The sequence below is a fragment of the Streptomyces sp. NPDC006476 genome, from assembly GCF_040612015.1.
In the GTDB taxonomy this organism is placed as follows: Bacteria; Actinomycetota; Actinomycetes; order Streptomycetales; family Streptomycetaceae; genus Streptomyces; species Streptomyces griseorubiginosus_B.
The window spans coordinates 164,906-185,110 of the sequence record NZ_JBEXPK010000005.1 but is presented as its reverse complement, the minus strand read 5'-3'; the positions used below and the strand labels follow the sequence as shown (position 1 = coordinate 185,110).

Annotated in this window: 18 protein-coding genes and 1 pseudogene; 7 read left to right on the top strand and 12 right to left on the bottom strand. The window is 72.2% G+C overall.

All coding sequences use genetic code 11. From position 1 onward, the window contains the following. The first annotated feature begins 10 nt into the window (after window positions 1-10). On the top strand, window positions 11-805 hold the full coding sequence (locus ABZZ74_RS07975) for an aminotransferase class IV (protein WP_356762437.1): 795 nt from the start codon (window positions 11-13) through the stop codon (window positions 803-805). Between the two features lie 101 nt (window positions 806-906). On the opposite strand, the gene ABZZ74_RS07970 is transcribed toward ABZZ74_RS07975, so the two are convergent. Both ABZZ74_RS07970 and ABZZ74_RS07965 read right to left on the bottom strand, forming a co-directional pair. After that, window positions 907-1,392, bottom strand: a complete 486-nt coding sequence (locus ABZZ74_RS07970; protein WP_356762436.1) for a carboxymuconolactone decarboxylase family protein — start codon at window positions 1,390-1,392, stop codon at window positions 907-909. A gap of 60 nt (window positions 1,393-1,452) precedes the next feature. Continuing rightward, window positions 1,453-2,841: a PLP-dependent aminotransferase family protein gene (locus ABZZ74_RS07965; protein ID WP_356762435.1), complete on the bottom strand. Its 1,389-nt coding sequence runs from the start codon at window positions 2,839-2,841 to the stop codon at window positions 1,453-1,455. A gap of 47 nt (window positions 2,842-2,888) precedes the next feature. Between ABZZ74_RS07965 and ABZZ74_RS07960 the strand changes: the two genes are divergently transcribed. From ABZZ74_RS07960 to ABZZ74_RS07950, 3 genes and pseudogenes are all read left to right on the top strand, one after another. Further along, window positions 2,889-3,386, top strand: coding sequence for a carboxymuconolactone decarboxylase family protein (locus ABZZ74_RS07960; protein ID WP_356762434.1), 498 nt, complete (start codon window positions 2,889-2,891; stop codon window positions 3,384-3,386). 25 nt (window positions 3,387-3,411) lie between these two features. Further along, a pseudogene (locus ABZZ74_RS07955) lies at window positions 3,412-3,498 on the top strand (carboxymuconolactone decarboxylase family protein); the annotation flags it as partial. Next, on the top strand, window positions 3,495-4,220 hold the full coding sequence (locus ABZZ74_RS07950; RefSeq protein WP_356762433.1) for an isocitrate lyase/phosphoenolpyruvate mutase family protein: 726 nt from the start codon (window positions 3,495-3,497) through the stop codon (window positions 4,218-4,220). The pseudogene ABZZ74_RS07955 and the gene ABZZ74_RS07950, both read left to right, overlap by 4 nt. Here ABZZ74_RS07950 and ABZZ74_RS07945 read toward each other — a convergent pair whose 3' ends face one another. The 5 genes from ABZZ74_RS07945 to ABZZ74_RS07925 all read right to left on the bottom strand — a co-directional run bounded on the left by ABZZ74_RS07945 (window position 4,221) and on the right by ABZZ74_RS07925 (window position 11,346). Then, the gene (locus ABZZ74_RS07945) at window positions 4,221-5,174 is read right to left on the bottom strand and encodes an ABC transporter substrate-binding protein (RefSeq protein ID WP_356762432.1); all 954 of its coding nucleotides are present in this window, start codon (window positions 5,172-5,174) and stop codon (window positions 4,221-4,223) included. It abuts the gene before it with no gap. 1 nt (window position 5,175) lies between these two features. Next, window positions 5,176-7,113 carry an ABC transporter permease subunit gene (locus ABZZ74_RS07940; protein ID WP_356762431.1) on the bottom strand — a complete coding sequence of 646 codons (1,938 nt, stop codon included), beginning with the start codon at window positions 7,111-7,113 and terminating at the stop codon, window positions 5,176-5,178. Then, window positions 7,113-8,168, bottom strand: coding sequence for a glycine betaine/L-proline ABC transporter ATP-binding protein (locus tag ABZZ74_RS07935; protein ID WP_356762430.1), 1,056 nt, complete (start codon window positions 8,166-8,168; stop codon window positions 7,113-7,115). Before ABZZ74_RS07935 ends, ABZZ74_RS07940 begins: the two co-directional genes overlap by 1 nt. Then, entirely contained in the window at window positions 8,165-9,697 is a 1,533-nt protein-coding gene (locus ABZZ74_RS07930) for a GMC oxidoreductase (protein ID WP_356762429.1), read from the bottom strand. The genes ABZZ74_RS07935 and ABZZ74_RS07930 overlap by 4 nt, the downstream gene beginning before the upstream one ends. A gap of 119 nt (window positions 9,698-9,816) precedes the next feature. Next, window positions 9,817-11,346, bottom strand: coding sequence for an aldehyde dehydrogenase family protein (locus ABZZ74_RS07925; protein ID WP_356762428.1), 1,530 nt, complete (start codon window positions 11,344-11,346; stop codon window positions 9,817-9,819). Window positions 11,347-11,540: 194 nt separating this feature from the next. Here ABZZ74_RS07925 and ABZZ74_RS07920 point away from each other — a divergent pair, with 194 nt between their 5' ends. Next, window positions 11,541-12,299, top strand: a complete 759-nt coding sequence (locus ABZZ74_RS07920; protein ID WP_356762427.1) for a hypothetical protein — start codon at window positions 11,541-11,543, stop codon at window positions 12,297-12,299. A gap of 1 nt (window position 12,300) precedes the next feature. On the opposite strand, the gene ABZZ74_RS07915 is transcribed toward ABZZ74_RS07920, so the two are convergent. From ABZZ74_RS07915 to ABZZ74_RS07900, 4 genes are all read right to left on the bottom strand, one after another. Beyond that, a complete protein-coding gene (locus tag ABZZ74_RS07915) occupies window positions 12,301-13,074 on the bottom strand; it encodes a hypothetical protein (RefSeq protein WP_356762426.1) in 774 nt (257 codons plus the stop codon). A 568-nt stretch (window positions 13,075-13,642) separates the two neighbouring features. Then, the gene (locus ABZZ74_RS07910; protein WP_356762425.1) at window positions 13,643-14,011 is read right to left on the bottom strand and encodes a hypothetical protein; all 369 of its coding nucleotides are present in this window, start codon (window positions 14,009-14,011) and stop codon (window positions 13,643-13,645) included. Continuing rightward, window positions 14,001-15,758 carry a hypothetical protein gene (locus tag ABZZ74_RS07905; protein WP_356762424.1) on the bottom strand — a complete coding sequence of 586 codons (1,758 nt, stop codon included), beginning with the start codon at window positions 15,756-15,758 and terminating at the stop codon, window positions 14,001-14,003. Before ABZZ74_RS07905 ends, ABZZ74_RS07910 begins: the two co-directional genes overlap by 11 nt. 123 nt (window positions 15,759-15,881) lie before the next feature. Further along, window positions 15,882-16,808 carry a LysR family transcriptional regulator gene (locus tag ABZZ74_RS07900; protein WP_356762504.1) on the bottom strand — a complete coding sequence of 309 codons (927 nt, stop codon included), beginning with the start codon at window positions 16,806-16,808 and terminating at the stop codon, window positions 15,882-15,884. Window positions 16,809-16,904: 96 nt separating this feature from the next. Here ABZZ74_RS07900 and ABZZ74_RS07895 point away from each other — a divergent pair, with 96 nt between their 5' ends. Both ABZZ74_RS07895 and ABZZ74_RS07890 read left to right on the top strand, forming a co-directional pair. Continuing rightward, a complete protein-coding gene (locus ABZZ74_RS07895; protein ID WP_356762423.1) occupies window positions 16,905-18,308 on the top strand; it encodes an MFS transporter in 1,404 nt (467 codons plus the stop codon). A gap of 45 nt (window positions 18,309-18,353) precedes the next feature. Continuing rightward, window positions 18,354-19,043 (top strand): siderophore-interacting protein, encoded by a 690-nt coding sequence (locus ABZZ74_RS07890; RefSeq protein ID WP_356762422.1) that lies wholly within the window; start codon window positions 18,354-18,356, stop codon window positions 19,041-19,043. A gap of 3 nt (window positions 19,044-19,046) precedes the next feature. Here the strand turns inward: ABZZ74_RS07890 and ABZZ74_RS07885 are convergent, their stop codons facing one another. After that, the gene (locus ABZZ74_RS07885) at window positions 19,047-20,063 is read right to left on the bottom strand and encodes a hypothetical protein (RefSeq protein WP_356762421.1); all 1,017 of its coding nucleotides are present in this window, start codon (window positions 20,061-20,063) and stop codon (window positions 19,047-19,049) included. Window positions 20,064-20,205 lie beyond the last annotated feature (142 nt).

Here is a 20,205-nt window from a genome sequence, read left to right as displayed (position 1 = left end):
AGGAGCAGCTGTGACGCAACCGGTCATCGCCGAGGGGCTGTTGACGTGGACGCCCGCCGGTGGGCTGGCTCCGGCGGGTGAGCCCGGCGGGCGGCTGCTCGTCGCGGACTCGTGGCTGGTGCGGGACGGCAGGGTGCGGGGTCTGGAGCGGCACCGGGAGCGGTTCCTGCGGGCCTGCGGAGAGGTCGGCGGGCCGCCGCTCAGACGGCTGCTGGAGTTCTGGCGGGATGTGACCGATGCGCTGCCGCGGACGGGCGAGTGGTTCCCGCGTGTCGAACTCGCGCCGGGCGGCACGGAGTTGCGGCTGCTGCTGCGGCACGCCCCACCGCTCGGGGCCGGTGTACGGGTCTGGGCCACGGGCCAGTCCGACCCGCGGACCGTGCCCCGCCGCAAGGGCCCGGACCTGGACACGCTGGCCCGGGTCCGCAGACGCGCCTCGGGCGAGGGAGCCGACGAGACGGTGCTCGTCGCGCCGTCCGGAGTGGTGCTGGAGGCGGCCACGGCCAGCGTGCTGTGGTGGGAGGACGACACGCTGTGTCTGCCCCCGCCCCAGCTGCCGATCCTGCCCGGCGTCACCGTCGCCCTCATCCAGGAACGGGCCCACCGTGAAGGCGTCCGGCTCGCCCACCGCCCCCGGACCGTGGCCGAACTGGACGGCCGCGAGGTCTGGCTCGTCAACGCGCTCCATGGGATCCGGCCGGTGACGGACTGGATGGGCGGGTCGATCGAGGCGGCCCCCGCGACCCACGCCCCGGAATGGCGCTCCTGGCTGGACGACATCATGGAACCGCTGCCGGAGAAATAGCCGGAAAGGCGGGAAAGGGTGCATGGAATACGGGCATCGACGCGGATCGCCGATGCCCGTATCAGGTATTCCTGTATCCGTCCCTATTCCCAGGACCGGCGTTATTTATTGGTCGGCTGATAACCGCCCGGTGCCATCCTGGTGGCGATGGCGATGCGGTTGTAGGCGTTGATGACGGTGGCCGCCCAGATGAGTGCCGCGATCTGGTCCTCCTCGAAGACCTCGGCGGCCTCGGCGTAGACGGCGTCCGGCACCCGGCCGTCGTGGACCAGGGTCACGGCCTCGGTCAACGCCAGGGCGGCGCGCTCGCGTTCAGTGAAGAAGGGAGTCTCCCGCCAGGCGTTCAGGGCGTAGATCCGCTGCTCCGTCTCGCCCGCCGCCCGTGCGTCCTTGGTGTGCATGTCGAGGCAGAACGCGCAGCCGTTGATCTGCGAGGCGCGGATCCTGATCAGTTCCAGGAGTTCCGGTTCGACCTTGGCGTCCTGGGCCGCGGAAACGGCGGCGGCGTGCAGGGAACCCATCGCCTTGGAGACGTCGGGGGTGATTTTCTTGAGGGCCACACGGGATATCGCGTCACTGTTGCTCATGGGGCGACTCTATCCGCGCGACCGCATTCAGGAATGCTGAATGCGGCAATTACGGCGGCGTCATTCGGGCAGTGCCGCGCACAGGGCGTCCAGCGCCCCCGACCAGGCGTGGTCCGGCGGTGTCCCGTAGCCGACGACCAGCGCGTCGCGCCGCTCGACCCTCGCCTCGGGGTGCTGGTAGCGGTGCAGCCCGTGCACCGCGAGCCCCTGCCAGGCCGCCGCGCGCAGCGCCTCCTGCTCGGTTCCCGGCGGGAGCCGCAGGACGACGTGCAGCCCGGCCGCGATGCCGGTGGCGCGAACCTGCGGGGCGCTGCGGGCGAGCTGGGCCACCAGCGCGTCGCGGCGGCGCCGGTAGCGCAGCCGGGCGGCGCGCACATGGCGGTCGTAGGCGCCGGAGGTGAGGAACTCGGCGAGGGTCAGCTGGTCCAGCGCCCCGCAGCTGTCCACCCCGCCCTTGGCCTTCACCGCCTCCCGCACCCATCCCGGGGGCAGGGCCAGCCAGGCCAGCCGGAGGCCGGGGGCGAGGGACTTGCTGGCCGTGCCGGCATAGACGACGTGTTCGGGGTCGAGGCCCTGGAGGGCGCCGACGGGCTGGCGGTCGTAGCGGAACTCTCCGTCGTAGTCGTCCTCGATCACCAGGCCCCCGGTGCGGCGGGCCCATTGGACGACGGCCGCCCGCCGGTCCCGGTGCAGGGTGCCGCCCATCGGGAACTGGTGGGCGGGGGTGAGCAGGACGGCGCCCTGGTCCGCCAACTCGCCTGGGTCCGTGCCCCGTTCGTCGAAGGGCAGCGGGACCGTGCGCAGGCCGGCCTCGGCGAGCAGGTCCCAGTGGACGTAGAGGCCGTACGACTCGACGGCGACCGTGTCGGCGCCGCGTGCGCGCAGGACGGCGGCGAGGATCCGCAGTCCGTGTGAGATGCCGGCGCAGATCAGGATGTGGTCGGGGTCGGCGCGCACGCCCCGGGAGCGGGCGAGGTAGTGCGCCAGGGCGGTGCGCAGTTCGGCGCGGCCGCGCGGGTCGCCGTAGTCCAGGGCCTGGTGGGGGGCGGCGGCCAGGGCGCGGCGGGCGGCCTTGAGCCACTCGGCGCGCGGGAAGGAGGCGAGGTCGGGCAGACCGGGGACCAGATCGTAGGCGGGGCTGCTCGGCGCACGCGGGTGGGGCGGGGCCTCGGAGGGCGGACTGACCGGGCGGTCGGCCACCCGGGTGCCGGAGCCCTGCCGTGCGGTGAGCCAGCCCTCCGCGACCAGGTCGGCGTAGGCCTCGGCGACGGTGTTGCGGGCCACGCCCAGGTCGGCGGCGAGACTGCGCGAGGAGGGCAGCCGGGTGCCGGGAGCCAGCCGGCCGGTACGGACCGCCTCGCGCAGGGCGTCGGTCAGGCCCCGGCGCACACCCGGTCCCGTCGGCTCCAGATGCAGGTCGACACCCAAAGTGGCCCATGATTTCGCCATGGAAATGGACCATACCCCTGGGCTGCCTCGCTTCTAGGGTCGAGGACATGACCACAGAGGAGACCACCGAGTACGCGCCCGAGCGGCCCGCCCGGCTGCGCTGGGCCCAGCACGCGCCCGAGGTCTACAAGGCGATGCTCCGCCTCGAGACCGCCGCCAGGCAGGGCCTGGACCCCAAGCTGTACGAGCTGGTGAAGATCCGCGCCTCGCAGATCAACCACTGCGCCTTCTGCCTGGACATGCACACCAAGGACGCGCTCGCGGCCGGGGAGAGCGTGGAGCGGGTCGTCCAGCTGAGCGCCTGGGAGGAGTCGAAGCACTTCTACACGGAGAAGGAGCTCGCGGCGATCGAGCTGACCGAGGCGATCACCGTCCTGACCGACGGATTCGTGCCCGACGAGGTGTACGACCACGCGGCCAAGCACTTCGAGGAGGCCGAGCTGGCCCAGCTGATCGCCGCGATCACCGTGATCAACGCGTGGAACCGTTTCGGCGTGACCACCCGGATGGCACCGGGCCACTACACCCCGGGGCAACACCAGTGACCCGTACACAGGTCCTCGACCGCGCCATCTCGTCGGCCTGGTCGTCGCCATCAACAACTGGAACCGGGTGATGGTCAGCCGCCGGATCCCGCCGGGAGGGTACACACCATGAGCAAGGTCGATGTCTTCCGCGCCCTGCACCGCGGCCGCCTCCCCGGCGACCCGCTCGTGCTGCCGGGACCGTGGGACGCGGTCAGCGCGCGGACGCTGGAGGAGGCCGGGTTCCCGGCGCTCGCCACGCCCAGTGCGGGGATCGCGGCCTCGCTCGGGTACGAGGACGGGGCGACCCCGGCCGACGAGATGTTCGCTGCGGTGGCGCGCATCTGCCGGGCGGTGGACGTGCCCGTGTCGGCCGACGTCGAGGGAGGGTACGGCTTGGCGCCGACGGAGCTGGTGGAGCGGCTGCTGGAGGCCGGTGCCGTCGGCTGCAACCTGGAGGACTCGCACCGGGGCGTCCTCAACGACCCGCGCGAGCACGCCGACTGGCTGGCCCAGGTGCGGTTCGCGGCCGGTGACCAGCTGTTCGTCAACGCCCGCGTCGACACCTTCGCGTACGGCGACGGCGATCCCGCACGGGCCATCGAGCGGGCCGCGTTGTATGTCGCCGCTGGCGCCGACTGCGTCTATCCGATCGGCGCCCCGACGAACGTACTGCCCCTCCTGCGGTCCGGGATCCAGGGGCCGATCAACGTGAACGCCAAGCTGGAGGGCGGCCCCGACCCCTCCGAACTCGGCGAACTCGGGGCCACGCGCATCACCTTCGGGCCGACCCTGCAGCGCTGGGCCGCGCTGGCGTTCAAGGGGATGACGGACGAGCTGCGGAAACGCTGGTGATCAGGACAGCCACGCCTTCCATGTGGACGCGTGGCCGTCCACCCACTTCTTCGCCGCCTGTTCGGGCGACAGTTTCTGGTCGGCGATCATCAGGGAGACCTCGTTCTGGTCCTCGGTCGTCCACGTGAACTTCTTCAGGAAGGCGGCCGCCTTGCCGCCCTTCTTCGCGAAGTCGGCGTTGAGGTACTTCTGCAGCGGGGTGTGCGGATAGGCGCAGGCGACCTTGGCCGGGTCCGCATCGCAGCCCTGCTTGTACGGCGGCAGCTTCACCTCGGTCATGGGGACCTTCTTGAACAGCCACTGCGGGGCGTACCAGTACGTCAGGAAGGGCTTCTTCTCCTTGGCGAACTGTTTCATCTGGGTGATCTGCGCGGCCTCCGAACCGGCGAACACCACCTGGTAGTTCAGCTTCAGGTTCGTCACCAGCGCCTTGTCGTTGGTGACGTACGACGGCGAGCCGTCCATCAGCTGGCCCTTGCCGCCGCTCTCCGCGGTGCGGAAGAGGGAGGCGTACTTGTTGAGGTTCTTCCAGTCGGTGATGTCGGGGTGCTGCTTGACCAGGTACGTCGGCACGAACCAGCCGATGTGCCCGGTCACCCCGAGACCGCCGCCGCGCGCGATGGTCTTCTTGTCGTCGACGTACCGCTTCTCCTGGTCGGGGTGGCCCCAGTCCTCCAGGATCGCGTCGACCCGGCCCTGGCTGAGCGCGTCCCAGGCGGGGACCTCGTCTACCTGCACGGTGTCGACGCGGTAGCCGAGCTTGTGCTCCAGCAGGTACTGGGCGACGGCCACGTTGGCCTGCGCGCCCACCCAGGACTGCACGGAGAGGGTCACGCTCCTGGTGCCCCCGGCGTTGGCGAAGGGGGACGCCTGCTTGGTCATGTCGGCGGCGCCGCAGCCGGTGAGCAGCGCCAGCGAGGCGACCGCGGCGGTCGTGGTGATGCGCAGTCGCATGTCACGCTCCCTTCGTCGCGCGGCGCTGCGTCGGCTGGGTCACCCGGTCGAGCATCAACCCCAGGCACACGATCGCCGCACCGGCCACCAGCCCCGTCGCCAGATCGCCCTGTGCGAGGCCGAACACGACGTCGTAGCCGAGCGCGCCGCCGCCGACCAGGCCACCGATGATGACGACGGCGAGGACGAGGACCACGCCCTGGTTGACGGCGAGCAGCAACGCGGGCCGGGCGAGCGGGAGTTGGACCTGGCGCAGCTGCTGGGCGGGCGTCGCGCCGAGGGAGCGGGCCGACTCCAGGGCGGCCGGGTCGACCTGGCGCAGCCCCTGGGTGGTGATCCGGACGACGGCGGGCAGGGCGTAGACCACGGCCGCCGCGACGGCGGGGGCGCGGCCGACGCCGAACAGGGCCACCACCGGGATCAGGTACACGAACTGCGGCATCGTCTGGAAGACGTCCAGGACGGGCCTGAGCAGGCGTTCGAAGCGGTCGCTGCGGGCCGCCGCGATGCCGGTCGCGAAACCGAGGACGAGGGTGACGGCGACGGCGGCCAGGACCTGGGAGAGCGTGTCGAGGGAAGGCTTCCACACGCCGAGCACGCCGATCGCGGCCATGGCGAGGACCGCGGTGAGCGCGGTGCGCCAGGTGCCGATCAGCCAGGCCAGGGCGGCGACCAGGAGCAGCACGGACCACCAGGGCAGCCACTGCAGACCGCCGCGGATCGGGTCCAGGACCCAGGTGGTGAAGTGGCCCGCCCAGTCGGCGGTGCCACCGACGACCGGGACGCCCGAGTAGAGGTGGGCGGTCATCCAGTCGACGGCGCTGTTGACCGGGTCGGCGATGTTCAGGGTCCAGGCCTCGGGCCAGTCGAGACGCCCGGCGAGACGTCCGGCGAGCGCCACGGCGACGGCGCCGGCGGCCGCGTACAGCCAGGGGCGCCCGCCCGCCGGCTCCTCGCCGGCGTTCTCGCCCGCGGCGCAGGTGACCCGGTCCAGGACGACGGCCAGCAGCACGATCGGGATGCCGGCCGCGAGGGCGGCGCCCACGTCGACGGAGGCCAGGGCCTGGTAGACGCGGTCACCGAGGCCGGCGGCGCCGATGACGGACGCGATGACCGCCATCGACAGGGCCATCATGATCGTCTGGTTGAGGCCGAGGAGGAGTTCCTTGCGGGCCAGCGGGATACGCGCGGTCAGCAGCCGCTGGCGGGCGGTGGCACCGAGCGAGTCGACGGCTTCGAGGACCTCCTTGTCGGCGCCGCGCAGGCCGAGGGAGGTGAGGCGGGCCATCGGCGGGGCGGCGTAGACGACGGTGGCGAGGACGGCGGCGGGGACGCCGATGCCGAAGACCAGGACGACCGGGAGGAGGTAGGCGAAGGCCGGCAGCACCTGCATGGTGTCCAGGACCGGGCGCAGGGCGCGGTCGAGGCGGTCGGAGAGACCGGCGGCCAGGCCCAGGAGGGCGCCCACCACCACCGACGCGAGGACGGCGACCACCATCAGGGCGAGCGTCTGCATCGTCGGGATCCACATGCCGAGCAGCCCGCAGGCGAGGAACGCGACGGCCGTGCCGAGGGCCAGCCTGAGACCGGCTACCCGCCAGGCGACGAGGGCGCCGATGGCCGTCACCCCGGCCCAGCCCGCGGCGAGGAGGACCAGATAGACGGCGCGTACGGAGAGGACGACCGCGTTGCTGACGTAGCCGAAGCCGTAGAGGAACAGCGGGTGGCTGTCGCGGTTGTCGATGATCCAGTTGCTGGCGCCGGTGAGCGGCTTGGACAGGTCGACCGTGAGGGCTGCGGGCCAACTTCCGCTCGCCCACTGGGCGTTGGCGAGCGGGACGAGGACCGCGGCGGCGAGCGCGAGCAGCAGGAGTTTCCGGACGGCCCGGTGTTTGAGGAAGCCCGCGGACAGCGGGACGGGCGCGGTGAGGGTGGCCATCAGGCGGCCTCCCTCTGCGGCTCGGTCCCGGCGACCACACCGAGGAGCCTCTCGTGGTCGACGACGCCCAGACAGCGGCCGTTCTCGACCACACAGGCCGGCCTGCCGCTGGTGGCGACCACCTTGATGGCGTCGGCGACGAGCTCGTCGGGGGCGAGCGCGCCGGGGTGCTCCGGGCCTTCGCAGCCGCCGGGGCGCATGGCCGTACGGACGGTCATGACCTGCTCCCGCGACACGTCCCGGACGAACTCGCGGACGTAGTCGTCCGCGGGGCTGCCCACGATCTCCTCCGGGGTGCCCAGCTGGACCACCCGGCCGTCGCGCATCAGCGCGATGCGGTCGCCGAGCTTGAGGGCCTCGCTCAGGTCGTGCGTGATGAAGACCATCGTGCGGCCCTCCTCGCGGTGCAGTCGCACGACCTCCTCCTGCATGTCACGCCGGATGAGGGGGTCGAGGGCGCTGAAGGGCTCGTCGAACAGCAGGACCTCCGGGTCGACGGCCAACGCCCGGGCCAGGCCCACCCGTTGGCGCTGCCCGCCGGAGAGCTGGCCGGGGCGGCGCTGTTCCATGCCCTCGAGGCCGACCTTGGCGACGACCTGCTGGGCGCGCGCCCTGCGCTCCGCCTTGCCGACGCCCTGGATCTCCAGGCCGTAGGCGACGTTGTCCAGGACGGTGCGGTGCGGGAGGAGGCCGAAGTGCTGGAAGACCATGGCCGCCCGGTGCCGGCGCAGTTCGCGCAGCCGGGACCTGTCCATGGCGCGGACGTCCTCGCCGTCGATGGCGATCGTGCCGGCCGTCGGCTCGATGAGCCGGGTGAGGCAGCGGACGAGCGTGGACTTGCCGGAGCCCGACAGACCCATCACCACGAAGACCTCGCCCTTGCGCACGTCGAAGGAGACGTCCCGGACGGCGGCCGTGCAGCCGGTGCGGGCCCGGAGTTCGGAGGGCGCCAGCGCGGACAGCTCGGCGTCGCCGGGAACGCTGTCCGCCTTCGGGCCGAACACCTTCCACAGGTTGTCGACGGAGAAGACGGGCTTTTCGATGGCCGTGCTCATCGCACACCACCTCCGATCAGGTCGACGGCCCTCTCACCGACCATGAGCACCCCGATCATCGGGTTCACGGCGGTCATCGTCGGGAAGACCGAGGCGTCCGCGATCCGGATGCCCTCCAGGCCGCGGATCCGCAGCTCGGGGTCGACCACGGCGAGTTCGTCGTCCGTGGCACCCATCCTGCAGGTGCCGGCGGGGTGGTAGACGGTGTGCGCGACCTTGCGGGCGTACTCACTCAGCTCCTCGTCGCCGGTCACCTCCGGCCCCGGGCACACCTCGCGCTTGAGCCAGCCCGCCAGCGGTTCGGTGCTCGCGATCTCGCGGGCGACGCGGATGCCGTCGACGAGGGTGCGGGCGTCGTAGTCGTCCTCGTCGGTGAAGTAGCGGAAGTCGAGGGCCGGTTTGACCGAGGGGTCCGCGCTCGTCAGGTACAGACGGCCGCGGCTCCTCGGCTTGGGGATGTTGGGGGTCATCGAGACGCCGTAGGCGGGGCGTTCGTAGCCCAGCTGCTCCGGGTTGTCCGTGAACGGGATCTGGTAGAAGTGGAACATCAGGTCCGGGCCCGGGTGTTCGGGGTCGCGGCGCACGAACAGGCCGGCGTCGCTGTCCATCGCGGAGTTGTCCGGGATGGGTCCGTTGGTCTCCCAGACGATCACCGACTCCGGGTGGTCGAGGAGGTTCTCGCCGACACCGGGCAGGTCGTGGACGACGGGGAGGCCGAGGGCTTCGAGGTCCGCACGCGGGCCGATACCGGAGTGCAGCAGCAGCCGCGGGGAGTCGACGGCCCCCGCGCACAGGACGACTTCGTTGCGGGCGCGTACGAGGATCTCCTCGCCGTCCTTGGTGCGGACGTGCACGCCCTCGGCGCGCGTGCCTTCGAGCTGAAGCCGGTACGCCCAGGTCTCCAGCAGGATCGTCAGGTTGGGCCGCTCGTCCATCACCGGGTGGAGGTACGCGACCGACGCGCTGGAGCGCTTGTTGGTCTCGGGGTGGTAGGCCAGGTCGAAGAAGCCGACGCCGTCGTCGAACGGCTTCTTGTTGAAGCCCTCGACGCGGGGGACGTCCAGCGCCTTCTGGGCGGCGTCGACGAAGTCGCGGGCGATGGCGTTCCGGTCCTTCTCGTCGACCGGGACGATGTTGTTCTTCAGGCGCGCGAAGTATGCCTCCATCGGCACCGCGCCCCAGCCCTTGGCGCCGGCCGCCTCCCACTCGTCCCAGTCGGAGGGCAGCGGCTTGAAGGCGATCAGCGTGTTGTGGGAGGAGCAGCCGCCGAGGACGCGGGCCCGGCTGTGCCGGATGTGCGAATTCCCGCGTGGCTGCTCGGTGGTGGGGTAGTCGTAGTCGAGCTCGCCGCCGAGCAGGCCCATCCAGCGGCGCAGCGTCAGGACGTCCTCTCTGCCGACGTCGCTGGGGCCGCCCTCGATGACGGCGACGGTGACGTCGGGGTTCTCGGTCAGGCGGGAGGCTATGACGGAGCCGGCGGTGCCGCCGCCGATGACGACATAGTCGTAGAGATGGGGGGTCTCGGACATGAGGGGGTTGCTCCAAGGTGCGGGGGACGTACGGGAGTCGGGGGCTTCGTACGGGAGTGGGGGGCGTACGGAGGTCGCTGTGTCGTACGGAAGTCGCGGGTCGGTACGGGAATCGGGGCTCAGCCCGCGAACCAGCGGACCGGCTTCGGCGCCAGGTTCTGGTACACGTGCTTGGTCTCGCGGTACTCGGCGAAGCCGGCCGGCCCCAGCTCGCGGCCGACGCCGCTCTTGCCGAAGCCGCCCCACTCCGCCTGCGGGAGATAGGGGTGGAAGTCGTTGATCCAGACGGTGCCGTGCCGCAGCCGGCCGGCGACCCGGCGGGCGCGGCCCGCGTCGGAGGTCCAGACGGCGCCGGCGAGGCCGTACTCGGTGTCGTTGGCGAGGGCGACGGCCTCGTCCTCGGTGCGGAAGGTCTCCACCGTCAGCACCGGTCCGAAGACCTCCTCGCGCACGACCTTCATCTGGCGGTGGCACTGGTCGAGGACGGTCGGCTCGTAGAAGTAGCCGGACGCGGGACGCTCCGGCGCCGGTACGGGCCGTCGGCCCCCCGAGCGCAGCACCGCGCCCTCCTCCAGCGCTGAGGCGACGTACGCCTCGACCTTGGCGCGCTGCTGCTCGGAGACGAGGGGGCCGCACTCGACGCCGTCCTCGGTGCCGCGGCCGAGGCGTATCCGGCTGGCGCGGCGGGCGAGTTCGGCGACGAAGCGCTCGCGCAGCGACTCCTCGACGATGAGGCGGGCGCCGGCCGAGCAGACCTGGCCGCTGTGGATGAACGCGGCGTTGAGGGCCTGGTCGACGGCGGTGTCGAAGCCCTCCTCGGTGGCGCAGGCGTCGGCGAAGACGACGTTGGGGTTCTTGCCGCCGAGTTCGAGGGCGACCTTCTTCACGGTGGGGGCGGCCGCCTGGGCGACCTTGGTGCCGCTGACCAGGCCGCCGGTGAAGGAGACCAGGTCGACGTCCGGATGCTCGGCGAGCCGGGCGCCGACGGAGTGGCCGGGGCCGGTGACGACGCCGGCGACGCCCGCGGGCAGACCGGCCTCGGTGAGCAGGTCGATGAGGGCGACGGTGGTGAGCGGGGTGATCTCGCTGGGCTTGACGACGAAGGTGTTGCCGGCCGCCAGAGCCGGGGCGATCTTCCAACTGGCCTGGAGGAGGGGGTAGTTCCAGGGGGTGATCAGGGCGCAGACGCCGACCGGTTCGTGCACGACGACGCTGTGGACGTCGGGCGAGCCCGCGTCGACGACCCGGCCCGGTGCCTCACCGGCGACCAGGTCGGCGAAGTAGCGGAAGGCGTCGGCGACACAGTCGATGTCGACCCGGCCCTCCTCCACGGTCTTGCCCGCGTCCTGGCTCTCCAGTCGGCCGAGGCGTTCGCGGTCGCGTACGAGAAGATCGGCGACGCGGCGCAGCAGCGCGGCGCGTTCGGCCACGGGGGTGCGGGGCCAGTCGCCGTGGTCGAAGGCCTCCCGGGCGGCCGCGACCGCCAGGTCCGTGTCCTTTTCGTCACCCTCCGCGACCAGGGCGAAGGGCTGCCCGTCCGCGGGGTCGAGGATCTCTCGCGTGGCGCCGGAGACGGCTTCTCGCCATTCTCCCGCCACGTGGATGGTCGCCTGCGCGTCGAGTTCCGGTGCTTGCGCCCTGTCCGCCATGTTCGGTACTGCCTTCCGTTCCTGTTCAGCTCCCGTGAGTCACACCGGTGTCACCCACCGGGACCGTGAGCACCTGCCCTCCGCCCCTGATTGCATGCGCAATCCATGGCCGAAAGTGCGCTGTGTCACTGAACATGCGGGCAAATAGGGCGAACCGTAGGCTGAGCCGTGACGCGCACCACGGAGGTGAGGTCATGCACGGCAGGGCTCTGGTGTGTACGGCGGCGAGCGTGGCCCTCGCCCTCACCCCGGCCGCACTCGCCGCCGCGGACGACGGCGGTGGGCTCTCCGCCCGGCAGCTGGCCCAGCAGGCGAAGAAGAACCTCCTCGACGCCACGTCCGTCCACCTGAAGCTGACGGACCGCGGGGCGGGGGTGGCGCACAGCAAGACCCGGCCGACGTTCATGGACCTCGCCCTGGACCGGGACGGCAACTGTGTCGGGACCCTGCGGATGGGCGGTCGCGGTGGCAGTGTCGAGCTGGTCAAGCGGGGCGAGCAGGTGTGGATGAAGCCGGACACCGCGTTCTGGAAGGCGCAGGTGCCCGGGCCGCAGGGTGACGCGGTCGCCCAGCTCTTCAAGGGCCGCTACATCCACGGCACGACGAAGGACGCCATGCTCAAGGGACTGTCGGACACCTGCGACCTGTCCGCCTTCCAGCGACAGGTGGACACCGGGCCGTCGTCGGGCGGCAAGTCCCTGACGAAGGGCGCCGAGACGACCGTCGACGGCACGAAGGTGATTCCGCTGAAGGGCACGGAGGGCGGGCAACGGTCGGTTCTGTACGTCACTTCGGGCGCGCCGCACCGGCTGGTCGAGGCCACGCTGAAGGGCGGCCGCACCGACACGACGCTGGCCTTCTCGGACTACGACAAGCCGGTGCCCTCCGCCACACCGTCGCCGGACCAGTCGGTGGACATCGGCAAGCTGCAGCAGCGGTTGCAGAGCACCTGAGTCAGTCGGTGCCCGAGGCCGGGTCGCAGATGGTGTTCGGCGGGCAGAACCAGTCCAACGCGGTGGTGAGCTTGGCGAGTTCGTCGTCGCGGCCGTCGGAGTCGGGGCCGTAGGAGGCGATGGCGTAGATTTTGCCGTCCTGGGCGACGAAGCGTTCGTCGTAGACGTGCCAGGTGCCGACGTCGGGCTCGCCCTTGATGGCGCCGGCGAGGTACTCCAGCCGGGAGCCGGTGAACTGCCCGTCGTCCAGGGTCTGCAGGCCGAGCTTCTTGAAGCCGGCGGGCTTGGGGGTCTGGTCGGACAGGTACAGGTCGAAGGAGGCCTGCGGGGACTCCTCCTGCACCTGGTAGACCTGCAGTCGGTGTGTGCTGTCGGCGCTGCGGTAGTTGACCACGTCGATCCCGAACAGCGAGGGCGCGGTGGTGCGGGTCCAGCCCTCCGGTACGGCGATCCGGAACCCCTCCTCGTCGTCGCGCAGTTCGTATCCCGCGGGCGGTGCGGAGGACGAGGGCGAGGACGTCGTGGTGTCCTCGACGAGCGGTGACGGCGACTGGGGAGGCGACTCGCTCGCCGTCGTGGAGGACCCGGCGGCGACGGGCTCCTTGTGTCCGCCTTCGCTCCTCCCCACGACGAGGGTCACCACAAGACTGACGGCGACCCCGACCACGGCGGCCCCGACCACCACGGACCACACGAGCCGCCGACTGAGCCCACCACCGCCCGCCCCCTGCTGCTCCGGGGGCGTCCACGAGGCTCCGGAACCCCACTCGGGCACGGTCCCCCAGGAAGCCCCACTGGACCACTCCGGCGCAGGTGCTCCGGCCCCGGCGCCACCGGCTGCGCCGGAGGAACCGGAATCAGCAGGAGAACCTGCGACGCCCGAGCCGGCCGACGACGCCCACGCCCCACCGCTCCCGGCCGAACCCGAACCACCGTTCCCGGCCCCCGAATCCACCACGGTCCCCCCGGCCCCGGGCCCATGCCAGCCGCCCCCGGCCCCCGCACCGGGCCAGCCACCGGGCAGGGGCGGAACGACGGGAGTCGGCGGTTGGGAGCCGACAGCCCCGGCAGCCCCGTCCGGCGAGACACCGGCGTCAGCCCCGCCGGCGCCGGCCCCACGATCAGAGCCCGGATCTTCCGCCTCACCACCGGCGTTGTCCACCCCGAGGCCGTCAGCCGTACTCCCCACTCCCGAGCCACCGACCTCGGCCCCCGATCCCCCCGCCCCCGGCCAGCCCGGCGGAGCGAACGGCGGCTCGGCCGTCGGATGACTCCCCGTGCTGTCCTCCCAGCGCTGGGTGTCCTCGTTCCAGTACTGTCCGCCCCCGCTCATCGGCTGACTCTCACATCCCCAGGAGGCCGGCCAGGGAGCCGGCGGAGGCCAGGAAGGTGACCAGGGCCTGGGAGTCGGTCAGCAGTTCCCTCAGGCGTTCGCGGCGGGTGGGGCCGGCCTGGCCCGTGGTCGCGATCTCCGTCTCCGTCTCCGCGAGGGCCTCGTCCAGCGCGGCCGTCTGCTCGGTGCCGCGCACCCGTTGGGCCAGGTCGGCCCGCAACTCCCGTACGGCGGCAAGCAGTTGTTCGGTCGCCTCGTCGCGCTGCGGACCCGTGCCGTTGTGCACGTGGTGGCTCTCGGCGTGCGACTGGCTGCCGATGGCGAAGGTGTTGTTGCCGGAGATGTCGCCGATGTTGACGCTCGGCTCGTTACTTGTCACTGGTGTCGGCTCCCTTCGGCGGCACCGCACCGCCCGAGACACTGGAGGAGGCGGCGGACGAGCCACTGCCGACCGCGAAGGTGGACCCCTCGATCCGGCCGATGTTCACGTCCCCGTTGCTGATGTTGACGACCTTCTGGACGAACTCCCCGGTCTCGTAACCGGATTCGGCGAGCGCGGCCCGCACCCCGTTCGCCACCCTGTCCTGCACGCTCTTCAGGTAGCGCACCACGTCCATCTCCTGGAACGTGGAACCGGCCGGCGCCGCCCCCAACTCCCGTACCGACGCCCCCGGCCCGTCGGGCAGCGCCCCCGCGTAGCCGCCCGTGAGCAGCCGCCACACGTACACCAGCCCCCGGCCCAGCTGCCCCAGCGAGCGGCCGACGGACGACGGCACCAGGACGAGCGCGCCCGCCACCTTCCCGGCCAGGTTGTTGTGCCGGAACCGGTGCGCCATACGGTCGGCGTCCTTGAAGTCGGCGCGCACCGGCGTCAGCACGTGCGGCGCGATCTCCAGCATCAGCATCCGTCCCTGCGTGTGGATGCGCACGAAGACCGTGACGACCAGCTCCTCCTCCCAGCCGCCGACCCGGATGCGCAGGAAGTGCCGCCGCTTCTCGGCGCCCTCCTCGACCGCCCGGGCCCGGTGCTCCTCGAAGGCCTGCGGGGTGTACGGCGCCTGGTCGCGGGTGAGCAGCCCCTCGGCCGGCAGGAAAACGCACTCGTCGATCTCCAGCCAGCGCAGCCGGTCACGGACCCCGGGCCCCGCGAACTCGGCCGGGACGCGCAGCTGTTCGAGCAGCGGACGGATCCGCTCCAGGACCGTGCGGTTGCTCAGTGGCTGCTGCTTCCGCTCCTCGTCCGGGCGGAGTTCGACGGCCAGCACCCAGGTGTCGTACGCGGCGCCCGCCCCGCAGAACGGCCGCGCCTCGTGGTACATGATCAGCGGCGCGTGCTGCTCGAGCCGGATGCGCTGCTTCAGCCGTTGGAAGCGCGGGTTGTCGGCCTGCTCGGCGGGGTCGTTCGCCGCGTCACCGAACCGCTGCGGGGAGAGTTCGGCGGCCAGCGCCCGGCTGACCTGGTTGCGCTGGGCGTATCCGCACCAGGCGATGAGCGCGAGCACGCCCAGCCCCAGCCAGGCCCGCCAGGGCTCGATCAGGTCGGTGATGGAACTCGGCGAGAACACGTCCGTGAGGCTCGACGAGTCGGAATAGGGGTCGGAGTAGGAGCTGTACGAGCTGGAGGAGGAACCGCTGTCCGAGCCGCTGCCGAAGGCCGCGATCAGGGTGAACACCAGCATCACCGCGAAGAACAGCCGGCCCCACCAGCGGGCCAGGAACGCCGGGACCAGTCGCCACAGCGGCGGCTGCTCGGCCCGCCCCCTGATCCAGGGCGCCAGGGCGAGGGCCACGCTGGGCCAGATGAAGAAGGCCAGCAGACCGCCGCTGAGCACCCCGCCGACCACCCACAGGCCGAGGATCGCCCCGGCCCAGAGCAGCTCGAAGCGACGGGCGCGCAGGGCGTGGGCGAGGACCCGGGCGGCGTCGAAGCCGAGCGAGGGCGCGACGATCCGCTGCTCGTTGAGCTGCAGTTCCTCGATGACCCGGTCGCGGTAACCGGAATCCAGATAGGTGCCCGCGCACAGCAGCCGGGTCGCCTCGCTGGCGTGCGGTGGGACGGGCGGTGTCGGCGGCGCCCCCGTGGAGACCACGGGCTGCGGTTGCTGAGGCACGTAAGCGGTACTCACGCTACTCCCCCGATGCGTGGAAAGACCGTTGTCAGACGTTCAGTTGACAAACCATCAGCATAGAGGTGCAGGTGGGGTAGGGGAAAGCGGAATGCCGAGGGACAGGCGCAGGCGATGTACTGGCTAAAGCTCACCCTCCGACCATCCGGCGAGCAGCTCCCGGACCGTCCGCCTGAGCCACGCGTGGGCCGGATCCGCCTCGTGCCGCGGATGCCAGGCCAGCCCCAGGTCCAGTGGCGGCAGGCGCAGCGGCACCTCGAACACCACGAGGTCCAGCGCTGCGGCGAGCGGTAGCGCCCAGGAACTGATCAGACCGACCAGGTCGCTGTCCCGTACGACGAAGAGGGAGGCGGGAAGGGTCCCGATCGTGCCCGCCACGCGCCGCTTCAGCCCGAGTCCGGCGAGCGCCTCGTCGACCGGTCCGTGCAGCCTGCCCCGGCGCGAGACGATCAGGTGATCCGCCTCCGTGGCGAACCGCTCCGCCGTCAACTCCCCCTCCAGCAGCGGATGCCCGGCCCGTACGACGCCGAGCATCCGGTCCTGGTACAGCTTCTCCCGGTGCACCTCGGGCGCGGTCGTGTCGATGACCCCGACCTCCAGATCGGCGGTGCCCGCGCGCAGGTACGGCTCGTCCGCGTGGCTCTCGGCCAGGTACCGCACCCGGATGCCCGGCGCCTCGGCCGCGGCCCGGGCGAAGAGGGCGGGAGCGAGGGCGGCGGCGATGGTATCGGGTCCGATGATCGTAAGGGTGCGGCGCAGGGTCCGTACGTCCGCGTCCCGGCCCGGCGCGAACAGCGCCCGGGCCCGCTCCACCACCGCGCTCACCTCCGCCCGTACGGCCAGCGCGTGCGGGGTCGGCACCATCTGCCGCCCGGCCCGCACCAGGATCGGGTCGCCGAGTGCCTTGCGGATCCGGCCGAGAGTGCGGCTCATCGCCGGTTCGGACAAGTGCAGCCGCTGTGCGGCGCCCCGCACGCTGCGCTCCTCCAGGAGCACGTCCAGGGCGGTCAGCAGATTGAGGTCGAGGTGCGCGGATTGCGTCACGTGCAGGTATCCCTTGCAAAGGTTGCACTGGAGTGCAGGACGGACCCGAGCCTACGGTGACAGGGCATCCCGAACCAGCCGTCGAGCTCCCTAGGAGGAGCCATGCCCCCGCACGCCCTGAAACGGTCCGTCCTCCTCGCGATGTGCGCCTGCGTCCTGGTCGCGCAGTCCATGGTCGCCGCCATCAACCTGCTGATCCCGCAGCTGAGTTCGTCCGCCCTGCACCCCTCGCACACCGAACTGCTGTGGACGGTCGATGCATACGTCATCGTCTTCGCCTCCCTGCTCATCCCGGCGGGCGCCCTCGGCGACCGGTACGGCCGCAAGGGCGCCCTGCTCACCGGGCTGGGCGTGTTCGCGGCGGGGGCCGCCACCAGCGCCCTCGCCACGGGCCCGGCGCTGCTCGTCACCGGCCGGGGCATCTCCGGCGCGGGCGCCGCGCTGATCACGCCGTCGACCCTGTCGATCCTGCTGCGCCTCGCCGGTCCCGAACACCGTGCCCGGGCCATGACGGCCTGGACGCTGGCACTGGGCCTGGGCGGCATGGCCGGCAACCTCGGCGGCGGCCTGGTGGGCCAGTTCCTCACCTGGCGCGCGCTGTTCCTCGCCATGGTCCCGCTCGCCGCACTCCTCGCCCTCACCGTGGCCCTCACCACGCCCCGCACCGAACGCTCCCCCGGCAACCATCCCGACCCCCTCGGCACCCTCCTGCTCACCGCGGCCCTGGTCGCCCTCCTCTTCGGCATCATCGAAGGCCCCACTCACGGCTGGACCTCCCCTCGCATCCTGGGCGTCTTCGCGGCCGGCGCCCTTCTGACGGCCGTCTTCACCGCCCACGCCCTCCGCTCCCGCACCCCCCTCCTCGACCCGCGCGTCTTCAGGTCGCCCCGGCTGCGCGCCGCCTCCCTCGGCATGGCCACCGGCTTCTTCGGCCTGTTCGCCCTCTTCTACGTCAACTCGCAGTACCTGCAGGGCGTGAAGGCGTACGGACCCGCCCTGACCGGCGTCGCGATCGTGCCGCTGATCGTCGGCATGGCGCTCACGCAGCGGCTGGCGACGCGCTGGACGTCGTACCCCCGACCGGTCATCGGCACCGGCCTCGCGCTCATCGGCCTGGGGCTGCTCGGCGCGTCCACCGCGGGTGCGGGCACGCCCTACCCGGTGTACGCCTGCTGGCTGTTGGTGATCTCGGCGGGCGCCGGTCTGAGCATGCCCGCGCTGACGCTCGGAGTGGTCACCTCCCTCCCGGCCCACCAGGCGGGCCTCGGCTCCGGGCTCGGCACCTCGGCCCGTGAGATCGGCGCGGCCCTCGGCGTCGCCACCGCCGGCACGGTCCTGGCCGCCCATCCCGACTTCGCCCACGGCATGGGCCCGGCGCTGCGCACGGCCGCCCTGCTGGTCCTGGCGGCGACGGCGGCGGTCGTGGCCGGGTACGGCAGGCCCACCGCAACGCGCACTATCGCGTCGAGCGGGAAACGCGTACTATCGCGTTCAGCTCGACCCTGACCTCCAACTCCCCTTCTCCGCCCGCGAGTTCCCAGGAGCCGCCCCATGCCCGCTCTGCTCTCCCCGGTTCTGGACCTGCTGACACTCCAGGGCACCATCACCGAGGCCGAACCCGTCACCGACCGGATGCGCCGGCTGCGCATCGAGGGCGAGGCGCTCACCGGACTCACCGTCCGGCCGGGGCAGCAGGTGCGAGTGCTGGTCGGCGGCGGGCTGACCCTGCGCACGTACTCGATCCGGCGCTACGACCCCGCCGGCGCCGTCGAGCTGTGCGTGGTGGACCATCCCGGGGCCGGGCCCGGGGCGCGATGGGGACGCGGTGCCGGGGTGGGCGAGCGGGTCCGGCTGCGCAGGCCGGAGGGGACGTTCGTGCTGCGGCCGGACGCCCCGCACCATGTGTTCGTCGGTGACGAGACGGCGTCCGTGGCCTTCGCCGCGATGCTGGACGCGCTGCCGGAGGGGGCGCGGATCTCCGGCTGCGTGGAGACCGAGAGTGAGGGCGACCGGCTCCCTCTCGCCCACGGCGACCGGCTCAACTGGGTTCTGCGGCGTGGCGGTTCGCTGGTCGACGCCGTACGGGAGCTGACGCCCGCGCCCGGTGGGGTCGCGTATGTCGCCGGGGAGGCGCGGGCCGTGCAGCGGGTGCGGCAGGTGCTCGTGCGGGAGACGGGGTGGGACCGGCGGGCGGTCCTCACCAAGCCGTTCTGGGCGCCGGGCAAGAAGGGGCTGGAGTAGGGCCTAGGTGCACTGCGCGCCGGTCGGGCAGAAGTACCGCACCGCCGCCCTCAGCGGCTCCCGTACCTGCTCGGGCGCCAGGCTCGCGGGGCCGCTGGCGCGGATCGCGTACAGGGTGCCGTCGGCGGCCTCGAAGCGGTGGTCGATGACCTGGCGGGCGCCCTTGTCCTGGTCCGTGTAGCGGTACGTCAGCTCCGCCCAGGTGTCGCCGTGGTCCCGCTGGATCACCTGGTAACCGGGCTGCTTGGCGAAGCCGAAGCCGGGATCGGTCTCGGCCAGGGTCAGCGACTCGTAGGGCGTGGACTCCGTGACCCGGAAGATCTGCAGCTGGCGGCCGTCGGCCGGGGAGTCGTAGTAGACGATCGGCGCGAGCTTGCCCTGCTTCTCACGGCGGGTCCAGCCCTGCGGGACGTCGATGGCGTAGCCGACCGGGTCCTCGGCGCGGCGGTAACCGGCGGAGGGCGAGTTCAGCACCGAGGCCGACGGGGTCGTGGTGGGCGTGTCCGACGGGCTGCTCGACGGCTCGGAACTCCGGCCCGGGGTCGGACTGGTCGAGGCCGAGACGCTGACGGAGCTCCCCGTCATGGGGCCGGCCCCGGTGCCCGAGCGGTGATCCCGGATCAGGTACCAGGTCCCGGCACCGGTCCCCGCGCCGACCGCGACGACCAGGGCGATGACGGCGAGCACCCGTCCGACGCGACGCCGGGGCGCCGGCGGCGGGACGGGGGGCAGGGTGTACGGCGGTGTGGGAGCCCCGGTGTAGGCCGGGCCGGGCGGCAGGGGGGACGCCATGTACGCGGGGCCCGGCGGTGTGGCGGGTCCCGGCGGCTGTGTCGCAGGTCCAGGCGGTGGTGTCGTCCAGGGCGGCGGGAAGGCGCCGCCGGTCTGCGTCTCGGCGGACGCCCATGGCGGGGTGGCCCCCGTCTGCCCGTCGGACCAGGCGGCCCGGCCTCTCTCCTCGCTCGGTTCCCGCTCCGGCCCGGAGCCCGAGCCGGCGCCGTACTCGTCCCATCCGCTCATCGCGAACCCCCCGAATCACCCCTGGTGGGTACCGCCTTAGACGGTAGCGGCGAAAACGGGCGCGGGCCCCGTTCCGACCGAAACCGGAACAGGGCCCGTGCGGGCTCGTGACGAAACCGAGGAAACGGCGACCGTCAGATGG